The organism is Streptomyces sp. NPDC050617 (genome assembly GCF_040654795.1).
Classification (GTDB): domain Bacteria; phylum Actinomycetota; class Actinomycetes; order Streptomycetales; family Streptomycetaceae; genus Streptomyces.
Genome location: NZ_JBFAIS010000001.1, coordinates 135,684 through 158,132, shown reverse-complemented (window position 1 = coordinate 158,132; position 22,449 = coordinate 135,684). Strand labels below are relative to the sequence as shown.

Here is a 22,449-nt window from a genome sequence, read left to right as displayed (position 1 = left end):
ACGCCAGGTCGGAACGAGGTCGGAACCTAGTGCGCTGCTCCGGCTGCGCGTACGTCGGTGAGCGCTTGCCGTGCCAGCGGGCCGAAGCCCTCGCCGTTGCCGGGGTCGATCCACTGATCAAAAGCGATCTCCCAGGCGAGCGAGCCCAGTTGCGCGGCCACGCGGGCGGTCAGGATCGGGACTCCGCGGCGGTCAAGGGCCTCGATCATCGAGGCGGTGAGGTCAATCCTTTTCAGGGCTTCGCGTTCACGCAGTTCCGTATTGGCGTTCAGCACGGCCTGGCGCCGGCCGCTGAACTCGCGGCGGTCGAGGGTGAAGAACGCCCGGTCGAGCGCATCGAAGGCATTCGCCACGGCGTCGAGCGGCCCGGCCGTCGGCGGCGCGGAGGCGATCCCTTCGACGAGCAGACCGGTCACCGCGGACCCGTCGAAGAGCACCTCGCGCTTGTCCGGGAAGTACCGGAAGAACGTGCTCTTGGTGAGCCCTGCGCGCTCCGCGATCTCGATCACGGTCGTGTTCTCGTAGCCGCGCTCCTCGAAGAGGTCGAGGGCGGCGGCGGCGAGTCGTCCTGGTGCATCGGGTTGCCAGCGAGCCATGAAACCAGTGTACGGGACTTCGTCCCATCACTGATGTATGGTCGATGAGACCAAGTCCCATCACTGGCCTGGAGAGATCACCGATGAGCAAAGCTGTCCGCTACCGTCGATTCGGCGGCCCCGAAGTACTCGAACTGCAGGAGATACCCGAGCCCCACCCCGCGCCGGACGAGGTGCGCGTCCGCGTCACCGCCGCCGGGCTGAACCCCATGGACTGGCAGATCACCACACAGCCCGACATGGCGGCGCGGTTCGGCATCACCCTGCCCGCCGGGTTCGGCAGCGACTTCGCCGGAGTGGTGGACGAGATGGGCGCCGAAGCCACCGGATTCACGATCGGCGACCGGGTGTACGGCGCTGCGATCGGCCGGTCCGTCGCCGAATTCGTACTGGTCAAGACACCCACGGCAACGCTACAGCCCACCCCGCAGGGCATCCGCGACGAAGTGGCGTGCACGCTTCCGGTCTCCGGCCTGACGGCCTGGGCCGCGCTCGCCGCGCTCGGGCTCCGCGCCGGGGACACCGTCCTGATCGGCGGGGCGGCGGGCGGCGTGGGCGTCTTCGCCGTGCAGCTGGCGAAGCTCGCGGGCGCCCGGGTACTCGGCACCGCCTCCGAGGGCACGTTCGAATTCCTGCGCGGACTCGGCGCCGAACCCGTGGCGTACGGCCCCGGCCTGACGGACCGGGTACGGGCCCTGGCGCCCGAGGGGATCACCGCCGCAACCGACCTGTTCGGAAGGGAGACAGCCGAGACCGCGCTCAAGCTCGGCGTGGCACCCGAGCGGATCTCCGTCGTAGCCGACGGCCCCACCCCACCGCCCGGCGTGCGCAAGACAGGCGCCCTCGACGTGGCCCCGAGCAACCTGGGACAGATCGCCGACGCCGTCCGTTCCGGCGAGATCACAGTGCCGATCGCGGCCACCTTCCCCGTCGAGCGGATTCGCGAAGCCGTGACGACACAGGCTGAACGGCATGTCCACGGCAAAATCGTGATCACACTGTGAACCGGCACGGATAAACCCAGCGACCAGGATTGACAGTCGCAGTCAGTGCCCGTGCCTGTGCCTGTGTCCGTGTCCGTCCGAGCCTCAAGACACGGGGTGCGGCCGGAGGACGGCGGATCGCTTGCTGTCGGAGGGAGGCGGGGTTCCCACGTGTGACAGCCAGGTCGTGAGCAGTCCTTCGAGTGCTTCGGCTCGGCGGGCGTCAGCGGGTCCAGCAGGCGGCGTTCGTTGCGCATGCGGTCGGTGAATGCCTGGTCGATCAGTTCGCGTCCAGGCCGGGATGAAGGCGACGATTCGGTTGCCCGGCTGCTCTGGTCGTCGCCGGAACGGCGGCGGGTGACGAGTCCGGCGCGTGTCGGGCCGGATCGGACGCATGTCGTCGCCGGCCGGGCTGAGGCAGCGTACGACGCCAACCGACACCGCTGTGGACCCGCCGGTGTTTGCGGCTGTCGGCCTGAATATCGCTCGATCGCGGTGGCGACTTCCTCGCGGTAGCGATTGCGCCAGACCGTCCAGGGCGGGGCACCGCTCGGATTTCTGCTGCCTCAGCGACTCCTGTGCGGAGGCGGAGCTACGCCTCGGCGCGTTGGAGACTCGACCGGCGTCGCCCGGCGAAAGGCGCCGCGGCCTGCGCCGGCAGGGGCATCAGGAGCAGGCCGACGCTGATGGGATCGGCCAGGACGAACCGCGCCAGCCGCCCGTAGTCACCACGGCGGTACTCGTGCGAATGCTCCTGCGAGCCGTACAAGCCGATGCCAATACACAGGGGCGGATCGACTGGTCAATGGCGAGCGTGGACTCGACGATCTGCGGGGCCCACCAACACCCTGCGGGTGCCCGTCACCGACCCCGATGGTCCGGGCAGACGAGTCCGGCCGGCCCACCCGTTTCGAGAAGGCCCACCCGTTTCGAGAAGACCCGCTACTTTCGAGAAGGTCCGTTACGTTCGAGAAGGTCCGCTACGTTCGCAGGAACGAAGTGGAGCGGCTGATCGGGAAGTTGAAGATCAACCGGGTGGTTGGCGCGAGGTTCGAAAAGCGGGTCTATGTCTTCTTCCACGGCGCTGTGACCGTTGCGGCCATACGCCTGTGGCTTCGCGTATGACCCGTCAGACGGAACCTGACCGGCCCCGGGTCTGTCTCCCCGGGTGCGCGGGGAGGCAGAGCCGCCGTCTACGGGACGATGATCACCTGGTACCACTCACCGTCGAGGATGCGGTCGGACTGCACAGCCCGCCCCAACTCGCCGCCCGCAGCGGTGTTGTCCTTGTTGTCGACATGAGCCCGGATGCAGGGCGCGTTGTACGGGCTTACGCCGGTGCCCCGGTCGACGGTGACGCCCGAGACGTCCCATACGCCGCCGACGGGGCGCGGGGTGATGTCCACACACTGGTCGCCGGGTTTCCCGCCCTGCCAGGACCGGGCGAAGGGGTACTCGTCACAGGAGTCGTTGGGGATACCGGTGGCGCCCCGGGGGAATTTGTACGGCCCACGGTCACAGGTCAGGGCACGCCTGTCCTTGGCTTCCGGGTCAAGCGGGTCGATATACCGCGACAGCAGGTGGCCGGGGGCGCCGTACTGGCCGGTGAGGTTCTTCTGCGCCCACTCGTAGGCGACGGCCGCCCCCCGGTATTTCGCCCTGGAGAACGTCACGTCGGGCGTGTGCCCGGCGAAGACGATGCAGCCGGGGACGGGGCTGGCATCACCGATCGTCGCGTCACAGCGCACCTGGGGGCCGTCGTAGATCGCGGTGTCGTACCCGGGGACGCCGACCCCGCCGACAGCGGCGGCGGTCACGGTGTAGGTGACGTTGATGTAGGAGATGTCCGTCTTGGCGGCGACGCTGGACAGGTAGGTGATGGTGCCCGTCTGGTTGTCGCCGCCCTTTTCCACGGTCGCGTATCCGCCGCCCCAGGCCGGCCCCTGCCTGCTGCACATGCCGCTGCACATGGAATCCAGGGACACCTCCACGCCGCTCACCTCGCCGGTCATATCGCCGGGGACAGCGATGATGGACTCGGTCCACTTCCCCGCGTAGGAGTCGAGCAGGCCCACGGCGAGAACGCTGATGTGGCCCTCGCCGATCGCCACGTTCTCCTTGTTGAGGAGAATTTCTCTGATGAACATCCGCGTGCAGTACGCGTGCCGGTCGGAGACGACGCGTTCGCTGGAGTCCTTGAGACAGAGTTTGACCGCATTCGCCCCGTCGGCGGGGGCGTAAGCGAGGTCCGGGGTGGTCAGGGCACGGGCGGGGACACGGCGGTCGGCAGAGTCCGGCCCGGAGCATGACCAGGCCGCACCGCGCTTTTGCAGGTCCGATCCGTTGGGGACGGCCGTGCACTTTCCGTACCCCTGGGGAGCGGCCGGGGCGGCTGTGGCCGGTGAGGCGCCCACAGCGAGCAGGGCTGCGGTGAGGGCGAGCGAGGCTATCGCCGCCATGCCGCGTCTGACGTGTTTCAAAAGGTGGTCCTTTCCTTCGGTGGTCCCTTTGCGGGCACACCGAAGGCATGGAACCGGGCAACTCCCGTTCGTGCCTACCGAGAACGGGACAGCCTTTGATCGTATTTGGCCAGTTGTGGCGTCGCCCTGCCGCCCCCGGCGCTGATTTCACTCACACTCACCTCACAGGCCACACACAACAGGGGGAAACGACGATGCGCCGCACAAGAACCCGCCTGGGCAGAGGGCTCGGAGCGCTCATAGCCACCGCGACGGCCGCCGTGGGCCTGGCCGCCACCCCGGCATCCGCCGCACCGGCCGCCGCCGCGTCGGCCGCGCCCGCCGCCGGGCAGGCGGTCCAGCCCGGCCAGACCTGCACCGCAGACGATCTCGGCAAGCGCCACCCGATCATCAAGACGTCCGAAGTCGCCCCCACCATCACGCACTTCAAGGGCTGGTACGTCACCGAGGGCTCGACCGGCACCCAGAGCGTCAACACGAGCACCACGGAGACCATCTCGGTCTCCGTCGGTCTCAACGGCACTGTTCAGGGCAGCTTCGCCGTCGAGGCGCTCGGCTCCGTCGGCGCGAGCCTGGGCCTGAACGTCCAGGTCAACTACACCCACACATCCAGCACCTCCCAGTCAATCTCGTGGAACTTCCGCCAGCCCGGCTACTACGGCCTGTACGAAGGAACGAAGAAGGTCACCGGCACCTACGGCAGCCTCAACTGCAACCGCGTCCAGCAGGGCGACGGCAGTTGGGCGCTGAAGTGGGTCGAAGGGCCCGACACCGGCAGCTACACCACCTACACCACCCTCGAAGAGGGCGCCGTGCGCTGCGAGGACAAGGTCCCCGCGAGCAGCATCATGGCCAGGGCGCAACGCCTGCTCGACTGCGGCGCTGCCACCGCCACGGCGAAGCACGAGGCCGGTCCGGTGCCGTCGGCGAAGACCGTCGCCCGGGACGCGGTCGAGGAGGCTGCGGCGAAGAAGGCGTCCGGGAGCACGGCCGTCTCCCGCGCGGCGCAGGGCTTCACCTGTGACCCCGGCTTCTACAAGATCGGTGTACCCGACAGGCCGCTGTACTGGACCGGGCCCCTCCTGGGGGCCGACGGTGTTCGCCTGCGGCCCTCGACGATCTTCAGTGGAGACCTTGATCAGTGGTCGCTGTGCAACAAAGTGGAGCGCAACGGCGTCATCGAGGCCACCCTCGTCAACCACCGCAGCCAATGGTGCCTGACCGTCCCCGCGCAGAACGCGGCCAACGAAGGGGCGGCTCTGCAGACGGCCCCCTGTGCGGAGGACGACCTCCAGCGGTTCTACATCTACCGCGACGTACCCGGCAGCCCGAAGATCGGTGTGCAGAACAAGTACACCGGCTCCATGATGGGCCACGACCGGTACGCGGACGGCGAGTTCATCCGGCAGTACTCCGGCGGCAGGCAGGACGGTACGGGTACGTACAACCTGACCGGAGTCTGACGGGTTCCGCCCCGTGAGCGGCCCCGCACGTGAACCCCTCCCGGTTCCCTGCGGGGCCTTCCGCGTCTCTGCCCCGAGCCCAGCCTTGGGGACCGGTGTCCGTGGCCGGATATCCCCTGTTGCATGCGGCGAACCCCTTCCAGAACGGTTCGCGCTGCAACTCGACTACGGAAACCGGGAGGCATCGGCCGGCCGCCCGGGCACCCGAGCCCTGGACGAACGCCTCGCCGCACTGGACCGCGAAGCCCGGCATCGGCGATATCGGCTGCCGCGCTGACGCCACCGGGCTCCTATGGCGTGACGTAGCCTCAACTGCCGACAACGGCACCGGCAGGTCAGGGGCTTCATCGCGGATTCGCCGATGGGCGGCCTTCGCCGGCTTTCAGGAGCTGCTGAGGATGACCAGCAGTGCCGTAGCCTCGGCGATGATCTGCGTGGTGAGCGCCACCTGGCGAACTCGCTTCCAGGGGGCGGCCAAGGCGACGACGAGCGCCACCGCACCGAGGCCGAGACCCCACTCGAACATCCACCCCGGCAGGAGGCCGGGGGAGCACTGTTCGCCGTATGTCATGCACCGTGAAGCCCGCTCGGAGGACAGGGCGGCAAGAACCGAGATCGCCAGCGCGGGTATGAACAAGACGGCCATGACGGCAGCCCACAACCGGGTGAAGCGGTCTTCTTCCGGGGGCCTCGGGGCCGGGGGCGCGGGGGCTGACGGCGATTCGATCATGGCTCCATCCAACGGGAGCCGACAGCGCCGCGCGTCCGCTCGGATACTCAGGCCGGGGCGCACCGTACTCAGGCGTCGTGCGCCACACCGTTCGCCGCTCCTGCACATCGCCCGCGAAGCCCGAGCGAGGGGCCATACGGAAGAGCGAGTGGCCATACGGAAGGGGGCCGGTAGCCGCACTCGCTGTGCGGCCGGCTGGTCCACTCCGGCGCAGCGGGGGCGCGCGGTCCTACGGCACGAGCCGCCACCTGCGTGTGGGCGCTCTCCCCGAGCGGGCGCGTCTTCGCCATGCTGCTGTCCTGCTGTCCGTTGCCGTACACGAGACCGCTGGAACCCGACGGCGACGAACAGCGATGCTGGGACGCGCGCCCTGCGGCCCGACCGACAGCGCCCTGCACCCCGACCGCAGCCCGCTGACCGACTGGGTGGAGGACGTGGCCCCCGGCGAACTGCACGACGGCGTGATGCACACCGCGCACCTCTTCCAGCAGCGCGTCGGCTCCGTCGCAGATCTGCGCCAGACGCGGTGACCGCGGGCGAGGACGGCGATGGGGCGGCCTTCCAGGTGTGCGGTGCGGACGGTGCCGGTCTTCGCGGCCGTCGCGGCGGAGCGGCGTCCGCCCCTTGCTGCCTTGGCCTCGGCAGCGCGCGTCCGTCGTAGGTACGTTCACGCTGGAGGTCGCGTTGAAGTGCGCCGGCGGCGGCGAGGGGCTGCACCATGAGCTTCTCGGTGGACAGCAGCTCGCCGGTGCACGGGTGGTGGGCGGCGAGGCCCGTCGCGGAGAACGCGCCGTCGTGGATACGCAGTGCCGTCTGGTCGCGGTGGAGGACGTCGAGAGGGTGTGACCTCAAGCGGTCAGCGCGTCGCGTCACCGCTGTGGTGGCGTCGATCGCCCGTCACCCGATCGAGCAGTCAGGTCAGAAGGCCGGTCACCAGGCCCGGGCGGGTCGGCCTTCGGGTTCGTCGGCGACGTTGGCGTAGACGATGCCGAGCAGCCGGCGCAGTTCGGACCGGTCCTCGGCCGTCAGTCCCGCGGTCAGCCGCTCCTCCGAGGCGCCCGCGAGCCGGATCAGCTTCTCCAGTTCCCTGCGGCCCTCCGCTCGCAGGCGGACCAGTTTCACCCGGGCGTCGGCCGGCGACTCGCGCCGCGCCACCAGGCCCCTGTCGATGAGCAGCGCGAGCAGCCCCACCAGGCGGCTGGCCGGGATGCCCAGTGCGGAGGCGAGCTGCTGCTGCGCGTGCTCCTCGCCGTCGCGCAGGCCGCGCAGCACGGCGAAGTGCCGTGGGTGCAGATCCTCCGCGGCCAGGGCGGACTCGAACGCGAGAGCCGCCGCGTTGCCCGCCGAAGCGATCACGAAGCCGAGCGGCTCATCCGCGCCGACGCTTCGCGTGGCAGGTCCTTTCCTCATCCGGGAAACGTAGCAGCTGACCATTCCCACCGAAACGGTCCCGCCCCGTCCCGTCCCGTCCCCAGTGCGGCGTCCGACATCGCCTGATGCCTCGCGCACTGCGAAGGGCGTCGTCCGGGCCCCGCAGGTACTGCGCGACGAGCACGTGCGGCGGTTCGTTCGCCCGGCACCGCGTCAGCGTGCTGTCCGCCATGCAAGGACTGCGGGTCGGATCACCGGTGATGGAGCTGAAGGAGGAGTTTGAAGTACGGGTTCCGACTGTGCGGAGTCTGTTGGTGTCCTTGAAGGAGTCGCGTCATGCCACGAGCAGGGCAGCGTTCCAGAGGGAGGCGGGGTAGTCGTCGAGGTAGGCGTGGAGGGCGAGGGCGATGCCGGCGCTGCCCTCCAGGAAGCCCGCGCGGTGGATGGCGTTCCGGATTCCGGGGCCGAGGGTGGCGTGGTTGTAGACGTACCCGAAGGGGAGGTCGGGCCGGTAGGCGGACCGCAGGGACGAGGCCAGTGCGGGGAGTCGTCCAGCGAGCCGGCGGCTTCCGCTGTCCCGGGCCATCAGGCCGGTGACGTGGAGTACGCCGGCCCAGCCGTGGCACAGCGAACTGTCGGTGACGGAGTCCCCCAGCGGTTGTGCGAGGGCCGCTGCCATGGCGTCGACGGCCAGGGCCTGCCAGTCGGCGCGCTCCATGGCCATGCCGGCGAGCTGGACCGCGCGGGCGGTACCGGGGGTTCCGTAACACCAGGCGGCCCTGGGCGTCTGGTGGGCGTGCCGGCCGTGTCCGTCGACGAAGGTGTCGAAGTCGATGGTCGCGGCCCACAGACCGTGTGGGGTCTGTTGGCTGATGAGGTGGTCGACGATGCGGATGACGGCCGTCTGCTGGCCGGGGACGCGTACGCCTTGCCGCCAGGCGAGGGAGAGCAGGGCCAGGGGGCCGCTGATGCCGTGTGCCAGCCCGAGGTTGAAGTGGCCGCGGGGGTACTCCGGTCCGACGCCCGGCTTCGTCGGAACCCACCAGCCCGGCACCTGGTGCCCGTTGGCGGTCACGGGTTCGGTGAGGCGGACCAGGTAGGTCAGGGTGTCGATGAGCAGGGGGCGGTGCTCGTCGCCCCGGAGCAGCAGGTAGCGTCCCAGTCCGGTGGCGCCGGAGACGACGTCGTAGCTGTGCATGTCGACGCCGGGTCGGCCCGTGGCCAGCCGCTTCGCCTCCTGGTCGAGCAGGCTGCGCAGTTGGCCGGCCACCTCGGAATCGAGGGTGGTGAGCAGGTCGGCGTAGTCGTCGTCGCTGTGCCGGGCCGTGAGGGCGGCGAAGGCGAGGGAGGCGGCGCCGCCGAACAGTCCCGGTCCGGCCGGCCCGTCCAGTCCTCGGGCGGCGGCTGCCAAGTGCGCGTGCGCTGCGCGCCGGTGGCGGCTGTCGTGGTGTGAGAGTTCGGCGTACAGCAGGGCGACGCCTGGGTGGGCCTCGCCCAGCCCCAGCGGGCGCCACGGGGGCCGCGCCTGTGGCATGCCGGCATGCTGGTCGACGTTGTCGGGTGCGGTCGCGGCGGCGGCCACGTACTCCGGATCGGTGAGGCGCCCGGCCAGGTCGTCCATGATGTCGCGCAGCTCGCCGACGTCGCGTAGCTCGCCGATGTCGCGCAGCTCGCCGGCCGTCCTTGCCCCGGATCGATCGGCGTCCGCTTCGCCGACGGCGGTCATGTGGTGCTCCTGATGCGGTCGCGGTGGGCTTGCAGGGCTCCGCGCATGATCGCCGTCGCGGCTCGCTCTGCCTCGGGGTTGATGCCGATGTGCCGGTTGTGGTGCATGTGGAGCAGGGACAGAAATATGGGCGTGACCGGTGTCCAGCCGCGGTCACCGAGCTCGCGCAGGGTGTGCGCGTACTCGGTCAGGGCCGCTGCCCGGCCTTGCCAGGCGGCCAGCAGCTTCTCGCCTCCGGGCTGGGCGCGCAGCCCCTCCCAGCTGCCGTCGGCGTCGATGAGACCGAGGGCTTCGCGCCTGCGTTCCTGGAATGCCCGGTGCGTCGCGCCGCGGGGGACGGCGTCGAGGATCCGAGGGATCCAGGCTGGTTCGCCGCTGTTCGGGAAGCCGGGTGCGGTGTCGTACGCGGTCCAGAAGGTGCGGGCGACGTGTGCCTGGCCGACTGCCGCGATCAGCACGGGCTCCAGGGAAAGGCGGCCCGACTCCCGCAGCGCGAGCGCTTCGACGGCGGCGGTGCTGTCGGCGTGGAAGAACCGTTCGGCCGCCGTGATGGCCTCCGGGCCTCCGTAGCGTTCCAGCTCGGGGTCGTACGTGCGCAGGGCGTACCCGCGGATCAGGTGGCTCGCCCGGAGTGCACCGGCCCAGTGGTGCAGGCTCGGCAGCACCGCTGTCGTCAGCGCCTCGGACGTGCCGTGGAACCGTAGCCGGAGGTGGTCGTCCGGATCCCGGTAGCGGATGAAGAACCAGCGGTCCACCTCGTCGGGCAGGCCGGCGAGCAGGGAATTCATGGAGTGCGCGAGCAGCTCGTCGTGCCGGGCGGCGCTGCAGTGCACGGTGGCGTACAGCCATTCGCCGCCCGGGGCGTGTGCGAAGTCGTGCAGCCGCCGCGGCGAGGGGCGGGCCGGTTCCCGGCGGAGAGGTGCCGAGTGCTGCTCGGCAGGCGGCGCGCCCGGCGCCGACCGAGCTACCAGAGGAATCACCAGTTCGTTGCGGTGCGAGCCGTCCGGTCCGGTCAGCCACCCCGCGCCGGTGCCGTCAGGATCCAGCAGTTCCTGTACGACGGTGGCGGGGCGGCGTTTCAACTCGTGCCGGAGCAGCCGCAGATGAAGAGGTCGGGTCAGATCGAGTTCGAGGCGCTGATCGGTGTAGACCGAGCAGACCCGGTCGGGCACCCGCCAGAGCTTGCGCCACGCGTGCAGCGCATCGGCCCATTCGCCGAACGGCGCGTCCTGGTCCCGGACGGCCTCGGAGGGACGCCAGCGCGCCGGAGCGAGGACGACGCGTCCGTAACGTACTCGCGGTACGTACGGCAGGTTCCCGGCCTGGCCCCAGTCCCAGTGGACGCCGCGGACGTCGCCTCGGCCGATCTCGGCCAGCAGACGTACGGCGTTGGGGGCCAGGGAGTGGGTGTTGAGCCGGTGCAGCACGGTCGGCAGTACCTCCCGGCCGCTGCCGGCCTCCACGATCCGCAGCCGGTGCGGACCGGCGGAGACGGCGAGGTTCTCCAGAGGCAGGGTGCCGGGCGCGGAGTCGTCGGCGAACACGCCGACCGGAATGATGTGCTCCAGCAGTCGGGGAACCTGGGCCACATTGTCACCGCGGCCGTGGCGGGCCTGGAACACGAGTTGGGCGCGCAGGGCGTCCGGCGCCGCATCCCCTGCGCCGCCGGCCTGGGCGAGCCGGCCCAACGAGGCCCGTAGCTCGTCAGGAAGGAGGTAGGCGAACCGGCCGAACGTCGAGACGGCCGAACCAGTCGCGCCTCCCGTCAGCACGAGCCGGAACTCCCCCTCCCGCAGCGCCTCCACCGAGGCGGCCAGTAGCTGGGCGAACAGTTCGGCCGACGGCGGCCGCTGTTCCCGGCGGTCGGCGACCCGGGCCACCAGCGGATGCGTCTCATCGACCACGACCTCATCGGCGCCGGAGAGCAGCGCCTCCTGGGCGAGTTCCATCATCAGCCGGTCCCGCTCGGTGGCGTCCGAAGGCGCCGTCGGGGCGATCCGCGTACCGGGCGGCTGCATGTACCCGGCGGGGGCGCCCAGCCCGGCTTCGGGATCCAGCAGCTCCGTCACGGGAACGGCCCGCCCCGTGCCGTAGCGTTCCACGAACTCCCTGTGGTACTGGTCGAGTCCCGTGGAACCGGAGGAGGCCGGGGCGAGCCGCCACAGGAGGTCCGCCGCCCGCTCGGCCTCCACCGCCACCGCAGGCGGCAGTCGCACGCTCGCGTCCAGAGCCAGGTCCACTTGCACACCCCGCTGCGCGGACCGCAGCCGACGCATGCGCGAGACGACGTCGCGCCAGGCGTCCTGCCCCTGCCCCAGCGGCGCGGCCGCGTAGTCGGCGAGGGAGCGGACGACGTCGTCCAGCGCGGCCGGGGCCGAGAACTCGGCAGAGTTCACAGCGGCGAGAGCGTCCCGTACGTACTGCCCCGCGTCCGATGTCTCCGCCGGCGGACGAAGATCGGTGAGCAGGAGCTCCTTTCCGATCAGGTCGGTCAGCATGCGCTCGACCGCGCCCACGGGGGCCGCGGGGAACCGCTGGGTCAACTGCCGCTTCAGCTCCGGGTAGCGCAACGTCCTGCCGCGCACTGCCTCCAACGCGGCCCGCACCGCGGCGGTGTAGCGCACGCTGACTTCACGCACGTTCTCCTGCGGGACAGCCGCCTCGCCGCTCTGGTCCTCCAGAGGCAGATACGACAACGCGAGACGGTCGCCTCGCACACGGCACAAATTGTTGGCCGAGACCCGGAGTTCGTTCAGCACATCCGCTCTGCCGGCCCAAGAAGCCGCGAGCGCCGTGATCCAACCGCGCTCCAGCCGAACCGACTTCCGATGCGCCGTTCCCAGCCGTACCTCAGCGGACTCCGCGGCGGCAGCGAATCGCGCCACGGCGACCCCGGCCATCAGTCCGAACGGCGTGCACCGCGTCGCCATCCGCAACCGGTACGCGGTCAGCGCGCGCACAACCCGCCGCACGTCGGAAAGACGATCCTTCTCACCGCGCAGAATCTCATCCCAACGACGCGCCAAAGACGGACTGGAAACTCCCACCGCCTCCCGCAACAGCGCGTCTCGGGCCAGGGAACGTAAGTACCCCACGCTCTTGGAAACCTCGTCCGCGTCGCCCTCCACGATGTCGGCGTGAGTAACCGCGGCGTGGCGCACGGACTGAGCCGGAGCACGGAGCAGGACAACACCAGCGCATGAGAAGGAAATCCCGTCAGGCACGTCGCTCTCTTCGGCGTTCGGTCGGCATCAACAAAAACGACAAAGAGGAGGCGACTCCCCTCTCCGGCTCGGGCAGTCGCCTCCTGTTCAGCTAAGGCTCATCAGCTGGCGCAGGTACAGAACAGAGACGAGCGACAGCGGATCACGCGCACGTCCACGCACACGTCTGGGGGCACGTCACAGCCTCGGTCTGCGTCATGGCGACAGGCATCGTGCTCTCGTTCGCGTCCACGATCTCGCGCACGTCCAAGTCGAAAATGTCCTGGGAACGATCCTGATCGAGCATGGTTCCTCCTCATATCAAATGAGACAGCACGTGATGACTGACAAGATCGGTCAACATGTGGAGAGTGACAGGGTGCCCATGACCTTTACAAGCCCCATGCACCAGTAAACCCGCACGGGGCATCGCCCCTTCGAACCTCAGAAAAGCGCCGGGTGCGGCTGGTGCAGACGGCGGACTGAGGGCGCCGTCGGATATCGCTCGCGACACCCCCGACGCCCACACCGCACATAGCGCGCATCACCCAAACCCACAGGTCAGGCGTCCTTCGCCACCGGCTTCAGGATCGCCACGCACTCCACATGGTGCGTCATCGGAAATATGTCCGAATTCCCCATCCGGAGAAAACCGCAGGTAAGAGGGCCTTTCCCGGCTCCGGAACGGCCTGCCCCGGATCGGAGCGTCACATGACCGCCACGGCCGTACCCCTCTGACGCCGTCAATCGCCCCCCCCGCCCCGGCCATTCCATCTGCCCCGTGGACAGTTATCGTCCCGAAGTGGGCCACCTCCGGGGGCCACATCCCACCGTTCCAAAGTGTCAGTCTGCGGGGTGTCGTCGAGTGCGTCGACGAGACGCCGGGCGAGCGCAGGCGGTTCCCCTCGGCGATCCTGCCGCCCTGGGCGCGGAAATCCCCGAAGATCAGCGAGGTGCTGCCGCTGCTCTACTTGCACGGCCTGTCGTCCGGCGACTTCGTGCCCGCGCTGGAGCAGTTCCTCGGCTCTCCCGCCGGCCTCTCACCAGCGGCCATCACGCGGCTGACCGCGCAGTGGCAGGCCGACCACAAGGCGTTCATGGACCGCGATCTGTCCGCCACGGACTACGTCTACGTCTGGGCCGACGGTGTTCATCTGCGCATACGCCTGGAAGAGGCGAAGGCCGCCGTCCTGGTCATGGTCGGCGTGCGGGCCGACGGCACCAAGGAACTGATCGCGATGACCGACGGCTACCGCGAATCCTCCGAGGCATGGGCGGCACAACTGCGGGACTGCGCCCGCCGGGGCATGCGGGGCCCTGTCCTGGCCGTCGGCGGCGGGGCACTCGGCTTCTGGAACGCGTTGAACGAGGTGTTCCCCCAGACCTGCCGTCAACGGTGCTGGGTCCACAAGACCGCGAACGTCCTCGACGCGCTGCCGAAGTCGGCCCAGCCCGCGGCCAAGCGCGCGATCCAGGAGATCTACAACGCCGAGGACGAGGAGCGTGCGGCCAAGGCCGTCGCCGCGTTCGCCAAGCAGTACGGGGCGAAATACCCCAAGGTCGTCAAGCGGATCACCGACGACGAGGAAGAGCTGCTGGCGTTCTTCGACTTCCCCACCGGGCACTGGATCCACCTGCGGACCACGAACCCGATCGCGTCGGCCTTCGCCACTGTGCGCCTGCGGACCAAGGTCACCAAGGGCGCCGGCAGCCGGGCCGCCCCCCCTGGCCATGGTCTTCAAGCTCATCGAGTCAGCCCAGGAACGCCGGCGGGCCGTGAATGCGCCCCATCTCGTCGCCCTGGTCCGGGCCGGCGCCCGCTTCGAGCGGGGCGTCCTGGTCGAGCGATCCGAGGCCCGCGCGGCATGAACATCACCGCCTGCCACAGGTCGGAAAATCGGTGGCAGGCCCGGCCCGCCCGTGGTGAAGATCGCGGCATGGCCAACTTCCTGGAGACCGACCGGCTCGTCCTGCGCGCGTTCACGGCGGCCGACACCGACCACCTGCTCGCTCTGGACGACGACCCCGAGGTCATGCGCTTCATCAACGGTGGCCGCCCCACAAGTCGGGAGTCGATCGAGACAAGGACCCTCCCACGGCTCCTGCACGACTACCCATGCTGGAAGACCCGCGGCTACTGGGCCGCGCAGGAGAAGCCCACCGGCACCTTCCTGGGCTGGTTCGAGTTCCGGCCGTTGGAGGAGCACAGCCCCGCCGTGGTCGAACTCGGTTACCGGTTGAACCAGGTGGCATGGGGGCGCGGCTATGCCACCGAGGGGTCCCGGGCCCTGGTCCACAAGGGGTTCGCGGAACTGGGGGTCGAGCGGGTCACGGCGAACACGATGGCCGTCAACAGCCGTTCACGTCGCGTCATGGAGAAGTCGGGCCTGTCCTTCGTCCGGAACTTCACCGGGGACTGGCCGGAGGCGATCGAGGGCTCCGAGCACGGTGAAGTCGAGTACGAACTCACCCTGACCGAGTGGGAACAGCCTCGATAGACATCAACGGCCCCATCCACAACTCTTGACAATTACTCTAGTCATCCCAGCTGGCTGACAAATATCTTGCCGAGGCAAAGAGCTCGGCCAGGGACGCCGAGGCATCCGCTGCCCGTGCCGCCGAGTCGGCCAGGATTGCCCGGAATGCCGAGACGGACGCCCACCAGGCCGCCGCTAAAGCAACCAATGCAGCGGCCCATGCTGAGCTGTCAGCAGAGTGGGCCCAGGTCTCGGCAAACGCGGCGTGGACTGCGGCCGCCGATGCCCGTAAATCTGCCGAAGCAGCGGGCAAGGACCGCGACGAGGCCAACAAGGCAGTCGGGGACACTCTGAAGCGTGTCTCCGATCTGTACAGGAAGCAGGAAGAGAGCCAGCGAAGCGACGACAAGGCGAAGCAGGACTACAACCAACTCCAACTCCTGGAAGACCAGCTCCGGCTCGCCCTGAACGATAACGACGCCCGCGGGTTCTGGGAAAAGTTCTTCGACCTCTCCAATGCCCTAGACGATTTCCAGACTGGGAGCGAATGGGCCGGCAACGCCCCCGTTCTCGGCAAATTTTTCGACGGATTCAACTGCGCCGTCTACAGCGCCAGAGGGATGCAAGCTGATGCCAGCGCATCCTGCATAGCCGTCATCCTCGGCAAGGTGGGAGGTGTCGCCGGAGGCAGCAAGGGGCTCAGTTGGGGAACGAAACAGGACATCCAGGCCGTCCAAGAGCAGCTGGGAAAGAAGGGCGCCGATAGCCTTCTTTCCTACCTCAGGGCGAACCGTGACGCTGGCCGACCGGCCGCGATCTGGGCCGAGAAGAGGAACAGGACGCACATTCAGCTCGCGACAATCCATCTCAGAAATCACACAAGTGAGTTTCCTGAGATGAAGCAGATAGGTGATTATGTCACGAAAGCGCACGGCTATTGTAAGTATACAGATCCGGGGCGTCCACCGAAAGGGTATCGAGTGTGGGACCGAAAGGATAATCGGGGGATAGACTCAGGGTGGGCGGTTTACGAAGAGAAAACGAACACGCTGACCGCTTTCACTAAGGACGGAATTCCCTCTACCATGTACAGACCATCCCCTTATTCGCCGAGTAACCTGCGAGGTTACAAGGAGCCAAGCCTTGAAAGACACTTGGAGACACAGGGTCATTTTGGGTCTGAACGTCGACACTGATCGGCATCACGATGGAGGTGGAGATGGCGAACATCGAAGACTGTGAATGCGTATGCCGCGTCTGTGGATTCGACGGTGGTGAACCCATCTGGGCGTACGGAGTCCCCGACAATGACATTTGCCCCGCTTGTGGGTCAGAATCAGGACTTAATGACACCATGCTGGAAGGGGTACGTCAGTTTCGGGGATACTGGGTTGGTCAGGGTGCTCCGTGGTCCGAGCCTGAATACAAGCCGGAAGACTGGGATCTGCTGAAGCAGATTTCCAACGTGCCCCCCGAATGGCGATGAAACCTGCCCCTGAAAAGGGGTCGGAGCGTAGTAGGTAGGGTCGTCGGGGCTGCACGCGACACGGTGCGGCCCCGAGTTCCATGTTTAGAAATGCTTGTCTGCTATTCGAGTGCTTCCGGCCGGGAGCTATGAGTTGTTGGGCCGGCGGCTCCGCCAGAGCTGTGCGGTTACAGGGCCGGAGCCGTCAGCGCTCGGCGGAGGGGCGACGACGGATGGCCAGTATGAAGGCCGCCCCGGCGATGCGGGCTACAGCGATCCCGCCAACGCCCCCGGGGGAGGGAGCGGAGCAGTGCCACCGATGGCGCCAGCGGCTTCCGGGCTGTCGGTGACGGACTCGGCGCCCTTGCCGTCCTTGCCGTTCTTGCCGTCCTTGCCGTCCTTGCCGTCCTTGCCGTCCTTGCCGCTCTTGTCGCCGTCGTGGCCCTTGCGGGCCTGTAGCGGGCGGCAGCGGCGTCCGCCTCACCCTTGGCCCACGCCTCGAACTGGTCCGCTGCGAGGAACTCCCGGTTCGACAGCGAGCAATAAACCGAAAGAATTGGCAGGAGAAGAGACGTGGAAGATTGCGGCGAAGAGTACACATGTCGCATCTGCGGCTTCATCGAGGACACGCCATTCTGGAACGAAGGGTGCGCTTTCAATGTCATATGCGGTTGTTGCGGCTCGGAATCGGGAATTGAAGACACTACACTCCAGGGCGTACGAGAATTTCGCGGATACTGGGTGTGCCACAGTGCAGAATGGTTCAGGCCAAGCGATAAGCCAGCGGACTGGGATCTGGTGGCGCAGCTAGCGAACATCCTTCCTGAATGGCGCTGAGCTGAAACTCGGCGCTTGAAAGAAGTCGAGGCTTAACAGATGTGGACTGTCGGGGCCGCACGCGAAAGCGGTGCGGCCCCGACAGTCATCACGCCGATTAGGCGTGGCGACTCGAGTACTCATTCTTGAGGGCAAGGTCAACCCCACCGACTGGGCAGCTCACACTCCATAGCAGAGCTCTGGCTTGGCCTCAAAAATGGCGTCGTCCCGCGCCACGTGTGGGCCAGTGCGCGATTCAAGTGCCGGTGTCTGCCGACCAGGGCGAGACCAATGGGAGCGCCTGTCCGGCACCGGCTCGGCGCAGGAGGCGTGCGCCTACGGCCAAGGTCCAGCCGGAGTTGGTGTAGTCGTCGATGAGCAGAACCGGGCCCGGGGGGCGCCGGCCAGGGCGGCGGCGAGTTCGTCGGGCACTGCGTACGAGGCGGCCAGGGCGCGTAGCCGCTGAGCGGAGTTGCTGCGATGTGCCGTGTACTCGTCCGCCTGCGGCGTGTAGGCCAGGCTGGCCAGCGACGGGAGCCGACCGACCCGGGCCACTGCCTCAGCTAGTGAGGCGACCAGCTGTGGACGGGTGTGGGACGGCATGGCGACGCCCCTGACCGGCCAGGCCACCGCGTCGGGGGGATTGCCGGCACAGTCGCCCGGCGAGCGGGCCCAGTCAGTTACCACCGTCACGAGGACGGCCAGCACGTCGTCCGGGACCGGCCCATCCCCAACCTGCGCTGACAGGAAAGGACGCAGGCGGTGCCCAGCGCGTGCCGGTGGTCGCCTGTTGGCAACAGGAATACGGCCCTTCAAACCCAGCCCGACCGCGGAGAGAGAGCCCGGTCAGCCACATCTTGCAAGGCTCGATCTCTACCCAAGCGGGACAGCTCGTCTGCCGCCGTCGCGAGGGCCGCGGGAGACATGGCCCGCCTCCAACCAGGGCCTGGCGCATTTGTCGCAACGACCGCACGGGGCCGGCTTCTCGTCGTCCAGTTCCGGCTCGTCAAAGCCCATCCCCAGCGTCGAGGCCGCCACCCGCCCTTCACTCGGTTCACCAGCAGATCCTCCTCCGCCTGCAACCGATCAGCGTTCTCCGTCTCCCCGTGCTGGAGGCCACCGGATATCCGCGCTGCCCCAGGAATGCCGCGACCTCCTCCGCCGCCGCGACCATCAGCGTGTAGACGATTCCCGAACCTGGCAGATCCCCCAGCCGGTCCCCCAGCCACGCCAGACGGTGGGCCTCGGTCACCGCGGATGCCGCCACCAGTGCCGAGGGGGCAGCGAAGTCCGCACGTGGGTGGTGGGGCATCTCGACCACCCTGCTGGTCGAGCCAGGACGCGGGAAACGCATCACCGGGATAGGCAGGCGGAGTTCCGGTGAATACATCGAGCACATCTGGCCCGCGGCGGCGGCCATCTATGAGGACCGTGAGCCGGGCATCGGCCCCGACGAACCCGCATCCGGGGATCCACAGCGAACTTCGCCAAAGCCGCGTGGCTCTGCTGCCTCCCCGTCTGCCGATCAGCCGCAGGCTTGGCCTGCGTACGGGAGGAGCCGTTGGCCGCGGCATGGGACGGAGCATTGTCAGTGGCGGGTGGCAGCATCGCCGGCATGACAGACACCACGGCATTCGACTGGCGGTCCTTCCTGCTCAGGTGGAGCGGGGAGTGGGCGGATTCCCTGCCGGACAGCAAGACACGGGACGAGGACGACAAGGCCGCACGGCGGGCACGGTGGCTGGGGTTCCCGCCCGCGCCCGAGGAGCGGATCGCAGCCATGGAGGCACGCCTGGGCCGGCGGATGCCCCCGTCGTACCGGGAGTTCCTCAAGGTCACCGACGGGTGGCGGCACGCGGGCGGATTCGTATGGCTGCTAGCGGGGACGAAGGACGCGCACTGGCACAACAACGAGTCGGGGCTCGCGGACATGTTCGAGGAGCACCTGGACGAGGACGCCGAGCCCGAGGAAAGGCAGGAGGCGGATGTCTGGCGGCGCGGGCTGCAGCTCGACGTGGAGTCCGACGTGACCCACGTCCTCTTGGATCCCGAGGATGTGGGTGAGGACGGCGAGTGGGCCGTCCGCACCTGGGCGAGCTGGCGGGCTGAGCCACCCGACCGGCACGCGAACTTCCTCGATTTCATGCGGGACATGTACCGGGAATTCCACAGCCTGCGCGCGCGCCCGAGCGACGGGGAAGAGGTGTTCGTCAGCGACACGACACGAGAGCTGGACGCTCTGGTGGAGGAAGCCCGGCTGGAGGCGCTGCGCGGCGGCTGGGAACGGGCCGCGAAGGCGCTGGACGAGGCCAAGGCGTACAGCAGGCCGCGGGCCGCGGGGCTGGGCGACCAGATACGCCGCCTGCTCGGACAGACCTACATGGTGTACTTCGACGGACTGGTGGCGGACCCGCGGTACGCACCCGAACTGCTGCCGCCGCTGGTCGCCGAGCACGCGGCGCACTCATACCGGGGCGACTCCTCGCTGATGTTCCATCTGCGGGGCGCCGACGACGACCTGGTCTCCCAGGCTTACGCGACGCTGGAACAGGTGCGCAGCGGCACGTATCGGTACACGGCGACCGGACCGTTCGGGGAAGCAGTCGAGCGGGCGCGGGAGCTGGCGCGGTGGGGAGACACCGACGGGGCATGGCGGGCGATGATGGACGCTCTGCCCCTGTGGGAGCCGCTGGGACCGGACCATCTGGCGCCGCTGGGGTGGGTGGCCGACCCGGTCCTCGGACCGCTGCTCACCCCGGAGCGAGGCGAGGAGCTGCTGTCCCGCCCAAGGGGCGGGCACGTGGGTGAGCCGCCGAGTCCGACGGCCGGACTCGACCCGGGCGACCTGGTGTGGCTCGCAGAGCCGGACCCGGGCAATAGCCTCACGTCCTACCGGTTCGTCCTGGTGGAGGGGGTGGAGCCTGAGGACTTGCCCGGACGTCTCACGGACGGGGACCGCACCGTACTGAACGAACCCATGACTTTCTGGGAGGCGCGCGACCATGCGCTGCACAGTCGGAGAGAGTTCTCGTCCTACGACGACAGGGCTCTCGTGGCGGCCGGCCGGGCCGGAACTGGATGGAGTTTCGCCTTCGACAGCGACCCCGCCCCGTTCAACTCGCAGCGGTTCGTCTCCCCGGCCGCGGCCGCCAGTACGGGCACCCGCGCGGTGGTGGTGTGGAGCGGCCTGCGGTCATGGTACGGAGACCCGTTCTTCCACCTTTCAGTGGCGCAAGACGGCGCCCAGCAGTACGCATTCACGTACGTCAACGGAGAGATCCACAAAAGCGGGGAGATACCGCAGGCGCTGGATCCGGGACGGTTCTTCAGCGATCCGGAGAACGGTGCCGAGGCGGAACGGTCGCTACTGGAAGCGGTGACCGGGGAGTTCGGTGTTTGCCTGCCGCGCCACGCTCTCGTGAACGGACGGCTTCACACGTTCGCCACTCGTTCGTGGACGAGACCGCCGGGGGACGGCGAAACGTACGCGGTGATCCGCATGCACGGGGTAGCCGCGAGCTCGGCGGACGGCGAGCGGACGGAGGACCACGGGCCGGAAAGCAGTTAGAGGTCGGCCAGACCGCAAGGCCACGACCCCGCGCGCGGGGTCGTGGCAGTACCCGCCTACCGCACCGCGCGACCACCATCGAATGCAGAACCCCGCTGGAGCGAGCCCACACCGCACATACTGCGCGCGGACAAAACCGCAGGTCAGCCGTCCTTCGCCACCGGCTTCAGGATCGCCACGCACTCCACATGATGAGTCATCGGGAAGAGGTCGAATGCCCGCAGCGTGACCGGGTGGTAGCCCTCTCCCGCGAAGTACTTCAGGTCGCGGGCCAGGGCTGCCGGGTCGCAGGCGACGTAGGCGATGCGGCGGGCGCCCAGGGAGGCGAGGTGGTGGACGGTCTGTTTGCCGGCGCCGGCGCGCGGGGGGTCCAGGACGATGAGGTCGGCGTCCTTGATGCCGGTGCGGGGGAGGGTCTGTTCGACCTTGCCGTGTTCGATGCGGACGCGGTCGAGGTCCTGGAGGTTGTGGCGGGCGTCTTCCACCGCGCGTTTGCCGGACTCGATGCCCAGGACCGCGCCCTTGTCGCCGATGCGCTCCGCCAGGGCGCCCGCGAAGAGGCCGACGCCGCAGTACAGGTCGAGGGCCATGTCGCCCTTGCGCGGCATCAGGCCCTGCATGACGGCCCTGACCAGCATGTCGGCGGCCTGGGGGTGGACCTGCCAGAAGCCGCCCTCGCCCACGCGGTAGGTGCGGTCGTCGGCGCGTTCGCGGACGAAGGGGCGGCCGTGGACGCGGTGGACGGCCTTGTCGCGTTCGCCCACGCGCAGGACCGAGACCGGCTTGTCCAGTTCGACGATGGGGAGGCGACCGCCGGGCTTCGGGGTGAGGATGACCTGGCGGTCGGCGGAGCCGGTCGCCGCGATGGCCTCCACCGAGGCGATCTGGGGCCACTCGCGCTGCTCGATGCCCAGTTCCGTGACCGCGGGCGCCGCGATCAGGCAGCGGTCGATGATCTCGACCTCGTGCGAGCGGTGCTTGCGCAGCCCCGCGCGGCCCTCCGCGTCCACCGCGTACTGCACGCGGGTGCGCCACGCCGGGACCTCGCCCTTCGCCACCTTGTCGCCGGGCGCCGGCATCACCGTGCCGTCCCAGCCCGCCTCCTCCGGCGTCAGGCCCGCCAGCCTGCTCAGCTGCTCGGTGATCACCGCGCCCTTCAGGCGGCGCTGCGCGCCCGGCGCCGCGTGCTGCCAGTCGCAGCCGCCGCACTTGCCCGGTCCGGAGAACGGGCACGGCGCCTCCACCCGGTCCTTCGACGGTTCGAGGATCTCCACGGCGTCCGCGCGCAGGAAACGCGACGTCTCCTCGCCCTCCGTGACCCGGGCGATCACCCGCTCCCCCGGCAGCGTGTGCCGTACGAACAGCACCCGCCCGCCGTCCGTACGCGCGACGCAGTGCCCGCCGTGCGCGACCGGCCCCACCTCCACCTCGTACTCCTCGCCCACCAGCGATTCGGCTACCTGCGGTGCTTCGGTCTCTTGCGGCATGGCGAATTGCTCCTGAGCTGGGGTGGGGCGAGGTGGGTGGGGCGTACGCGCTGCGCAGCAGCCCACCAGTCTACGTGTCCACGC

15 protein-coding genes and 3 pseudogenes are annotated in these 22,449 nt (G+C 68.8%); 8 read left to right on the top strand and 10 right to left on the bottom strand.

All coding sequences use genetic code 11. From position 1 onward, the window contains the following. Positions 1-26: 26 nt before the first annotated feature. Positions 27-596, bottom strand: coding sequence for a helix-turn-helix domain-containing protein (locus tag AB0I49_RS00680; RefSeq protein WP_363224524.1), 570 nt, complete (start codon positions 594-596; stop codon positions 27-29). An 83-nt stretch (positions 597-679) separates the two neighbouring features. Between AB0I49_RS00680 and AB0I49_RS00675 the strand changes: the two genes are divergently transcribed. Continuing rightward, positions 680-1,600 (top strand): NADP-dependent oxidoreductase, encoded by a 921-nt coding sequence (locus AB0I49_RS00675; protein ID WP_363224523.1) that lies wholly within the window; start codon positions 680-682, stop codon positions 1,598-1,600. Between the two features lie 730 nt (positions 1,601-2,330). Continuing rightward, positions 2,331-2,704, top strand: a pseudogene (locus AB0I49_RS00670) (hypothetical protein); the annotation flags it as partial. Between the two features lie 68 nt (positions 2,705-2,772). Here the strand turns inward: AB0I49_RS00670 and AB0I49_RS00665 are convergent. After that, the gene (locus AB0I49_RS00665; protein WP_363224522.1) at positions 2,773-4,059 is read right to left on the bottom strand and encodes a hypothetical protein; all 1,287 of its coding nucleotides are present in this window, start codon (positions 4,057-4,059) and stop codon (positions 2,773-2,775) included. 194 nt (positions 4,060-4,253) lie between these two features. On the opposite strand from AB0I49_RS00665, the gene AB0I49_RS00660 reads away from it, so the two are divergent. Next, a complete protein-coding gene (locus AB0I49_RS00660; protein ID WP_363224521.1) occupies positions 4,254-5,522 on the top strand; it encodes an RICIN domain-containing protein in 1,269 nt (422 codons plus the stop codon). 382 nt (positions 5,523-5,904) lie between these two features. On the opposite strand, the gene AB0I49_RS00655 is transcribed toward AB0I49_RS00660, so the two are convergent. After that, positions 5,905-6,168 carry a hypothetical protein gene (locus AB0I49_RS00655; RefSeq protein WP_363224520.1) on the bottom strand — a complete coding sequence of 88 codons (264 nt, stop codon included), beginning with the start codon at positions 6,166-6,168 and terminating at the stop codon, positions 5,905-5,907. A gap of 437 nt (positions 6,169-6,605) precedes the next feature. On the opposite strand from AB0I49_RS00655, the gene AB0I49_RS00650 reads away from it, so the two are divergent. Further along, positions 6,606-6,782, top strand: coding sequence for a hypothetical protein (locus AB0I49_RS00650; protein ID WP_363224519.1), 177 nt, complete (start codon positions 6,606-6,608; stop codon positions 6,780-6,782). Positions 6,783-6,876: 94 nt separating this feature from the next. Then, positions 6,877-7,098 (top strand): hypothetical protein, encoded by a 222-nt coding sequence (locus tag AB0I49_RS00645; protein ID WP_363224517.1) that lies wholly within the window; start codon positions 6,877-6,879, stop codon positions 7,096-7,098. Positions 7,099-7,182: 84 nt separating this feature from the next. Here the strand turns inward: AB0I49_RS00645 and AB0I49_RS00640 are convergent, their stop codons facing one another. The 4 genes from AB0I49_RS00640 to AB0I49_RS00625 all read right to left on the bottom strand — a co-directional run bounded on the left by AB0I49_RS00640 (position 7,183) and on the right by AB0I49_RS00625 (position 12,859). After that, positions 7,183-7,662 (bottom strand): MarR family transcriptional regulator, encoded by a 480-nt coding sequence (locus AB0I49_RS00640; protein WP_363224516.1) that lies wholly within the window; start codon positions 7,660-7,662, stop codon positions 7,183-7,185. Positions 7,663-7,957: 295 nt separating this feature from the next. After that, positions 7,958-9,349: a lanthionine synthetase C family protein gene (locus tag AB0I49_RS00635; protein ID WP_363224515.1), complete on the bottom strand. Its 1,392-nt coding sequence runs from the start codon at positions 9,347-9,349 to the stop codon at positions 7,958-7,960. Further along, on the bottom strand, positions 9,346-12,444 hold the full coding sequence (locus tag AB0I49_RS00630) for a lantibiotic dehydratase (protein WP_363224947.1): 3,099 nt from the start codon (positions 12,442-12,444) through the stop codon (positions 9,346-9,348). The genes AB0I49_RS00635 and AB0I49_RS00630 overlap by 4 nt, the downstream gene beginning before the upstream one ends. Positions 12,445-12,715: 271 nt before the next feature. Next, the gene (locus AB0I49_RS00625; protein ID WP_363224514.1) at positions 12,716-12,859 is read right to left on the bottom strand and encodes a hypothetical protein; all 144 of its coding nucleotides are present in this window, start codon (positions 12,857-12,859) and stop codon (positions 12,716-12,718) included. A gap of 577 nt (positions 12,860-13,436) precedes the next feature. Between AB0I49_RS00625 and AB0I49_RS00620 the strand changes: the two are divergent. Further along, positions 13,437-14,421: pseudogene (locus AB0I49_RS00620) on the top strand (IS256 family transposase); the annotation flags it as partial. Between the two features lie 68 nt (positions 14,422-14,489). Then, positions 14,490-15,050 carry a GNAT family N-acetyltransferase gene (locus tag AB0I49_RS00615; protein WP_363224513.1) on the top strand — a complete coding sequence of 187 codons (561 nt, stop codon included), beginning with the start codon at positions 14,490-14,492 and terminating at the stop codon, positions 15,048-15,050. Between the two features lie 500 nt (positions 15,051-15,550). Here the strand turns inward: AB0I49_RS00615 and AB0I49_RS00610 are convergent, their stop codons facing one another. Together AB0I49_RS00610 and AB0I49_RS00605 are read right to left on the bottom strand one after the other, a co-directional pair. Then, on the bottom strand, positions 15,551-15,961 hold the full coding sequence (locus tag AB0I49_RS00610; RefSeq protein ID WP_363224512.1) for a hypothetical protein: 411 nt from the start codon (positions 15,959-15,961) through the stop codon (positions 15,551-15,553). 1,605 nt (positions 15,962-17,566) lie between these two features. Further along, a pseudogene (locus tag AB0I49_RS00605) lies at positions 17,567-18,553 on the bottom strand (hypothetical protein); the annotation flags it as partial. 372 nt (positions 18,554-18,925) lie between these two features. Here AB0I49_RS00605 and AB0I49_RS00600 point away from each other — a divergent pair. Next, positions 18,926-20,878, top strand: a complete 1,953-nt coding sequence (locus AB0I49_RS00600) for an SMI1/KNR4 family protein (RefSeq protein ID WP_363224511.1) — start codon at positions 18,926-18,928, stop codon at positions 20,876-20,878. A gap of 143 nt (positions 20,879-21,021) precedes the next feature. On the opposite strand, the gene AB0I49_RS00595 is transcribed toward AB0I49_RS00600, so the two are convergent. Next, a complete protein-coding gene (locus tag AB0I49_RS00595) occupies positions 21,022-22,365 on the bottom strand; it encodes a TRAM domain-containing protein (RefSeq protein WP_363224510.1) in 1,344 nt (447 codons plus the stop codon). Positions 22,366-22,449: the final 84 nt, after the last annotated feature.

Bases quoted from the DNA above. Each gene is read 5' to 3' on its own strand.
- AB0I49_RS00615 (WP_363224513.1), top strand. From the start codon at position 14,490: ATGGCCAACTTCCTGGAGACCGACCGGCTCGTCCTGCGCGCGTTCACG.
- AB0I49_RS00660 (WP_363224521.1), top strand. From the start codon at position 4,254: ATGCGCCGCACAAGAACCCGCCTGGGCAGAGGGCTCGGAGCGCTCATA.
- AB0I49_RS00625 (WP_363224514.1), bottom strand. From the start codon at position 12,859: ATGCTCGATCAGGATCGTTCCCAGGACATTTTCGACTTGGACGTGCGC.
- AB0I49_RS00640 (WP_363224516.1), bottom strand. From the start codon at position 7,662: ATGAGGAAAGGACCTGCCACGCGAAGCGTCGGCGCGGATGAGCCGCTC.
- AB0I49_RS00675 (WP_363224523.1), top strand. From the start codon at position 680: ATGAGCAAAGCTGTCCGCTACCGTCGATTCGGCGGCCCCGAAGTACTC.
- AB0I49_RS00595 (WP_363224510.1), bottom strand. From the start codon at position 22,365: ATGCCGCAAGAGACCGAAGCACCGCAGGTAGCCGAATCGCTGGTGGGC.
- AB0I49_RS00680 (WP_363224524.1), bottom strand. From the start codon at position 596: ATGGCTCGCTGGCAACCCGATGCACCAGGACGACTCGCCGCCGCCGCC.
- AB0I49_RS00650 (WP_363224519.1), top strand. From the start codon at position 6,606: ATGCTGGGACGCGCGCCCTGCGGCCCGACCGACAGCGCCCTGCACCCC.
- AB0I49_RS00600 (WP_363224511.1), top strand. From the start codon at position 18,926: ATGACAGACACCACGGCATTCGACTGGCGGTCCTTCCTGCTCAGGTGG.
- AB0I49_RS00655 (WP_363224520.1), bottom strand. From the start codon at position 6,168: ATGGCCGTCTTGTTCATACCCGCGCTGGCGATCTCGGTTCTTGCCGCC.
- AB0I49_RS00635 (WP_363224515.1), bottom strand. From the start codon at position 9,349: ATGACCGCCGTCGGCGAAGCGGACGCCGATCGATCCGGGGCAAGGACG.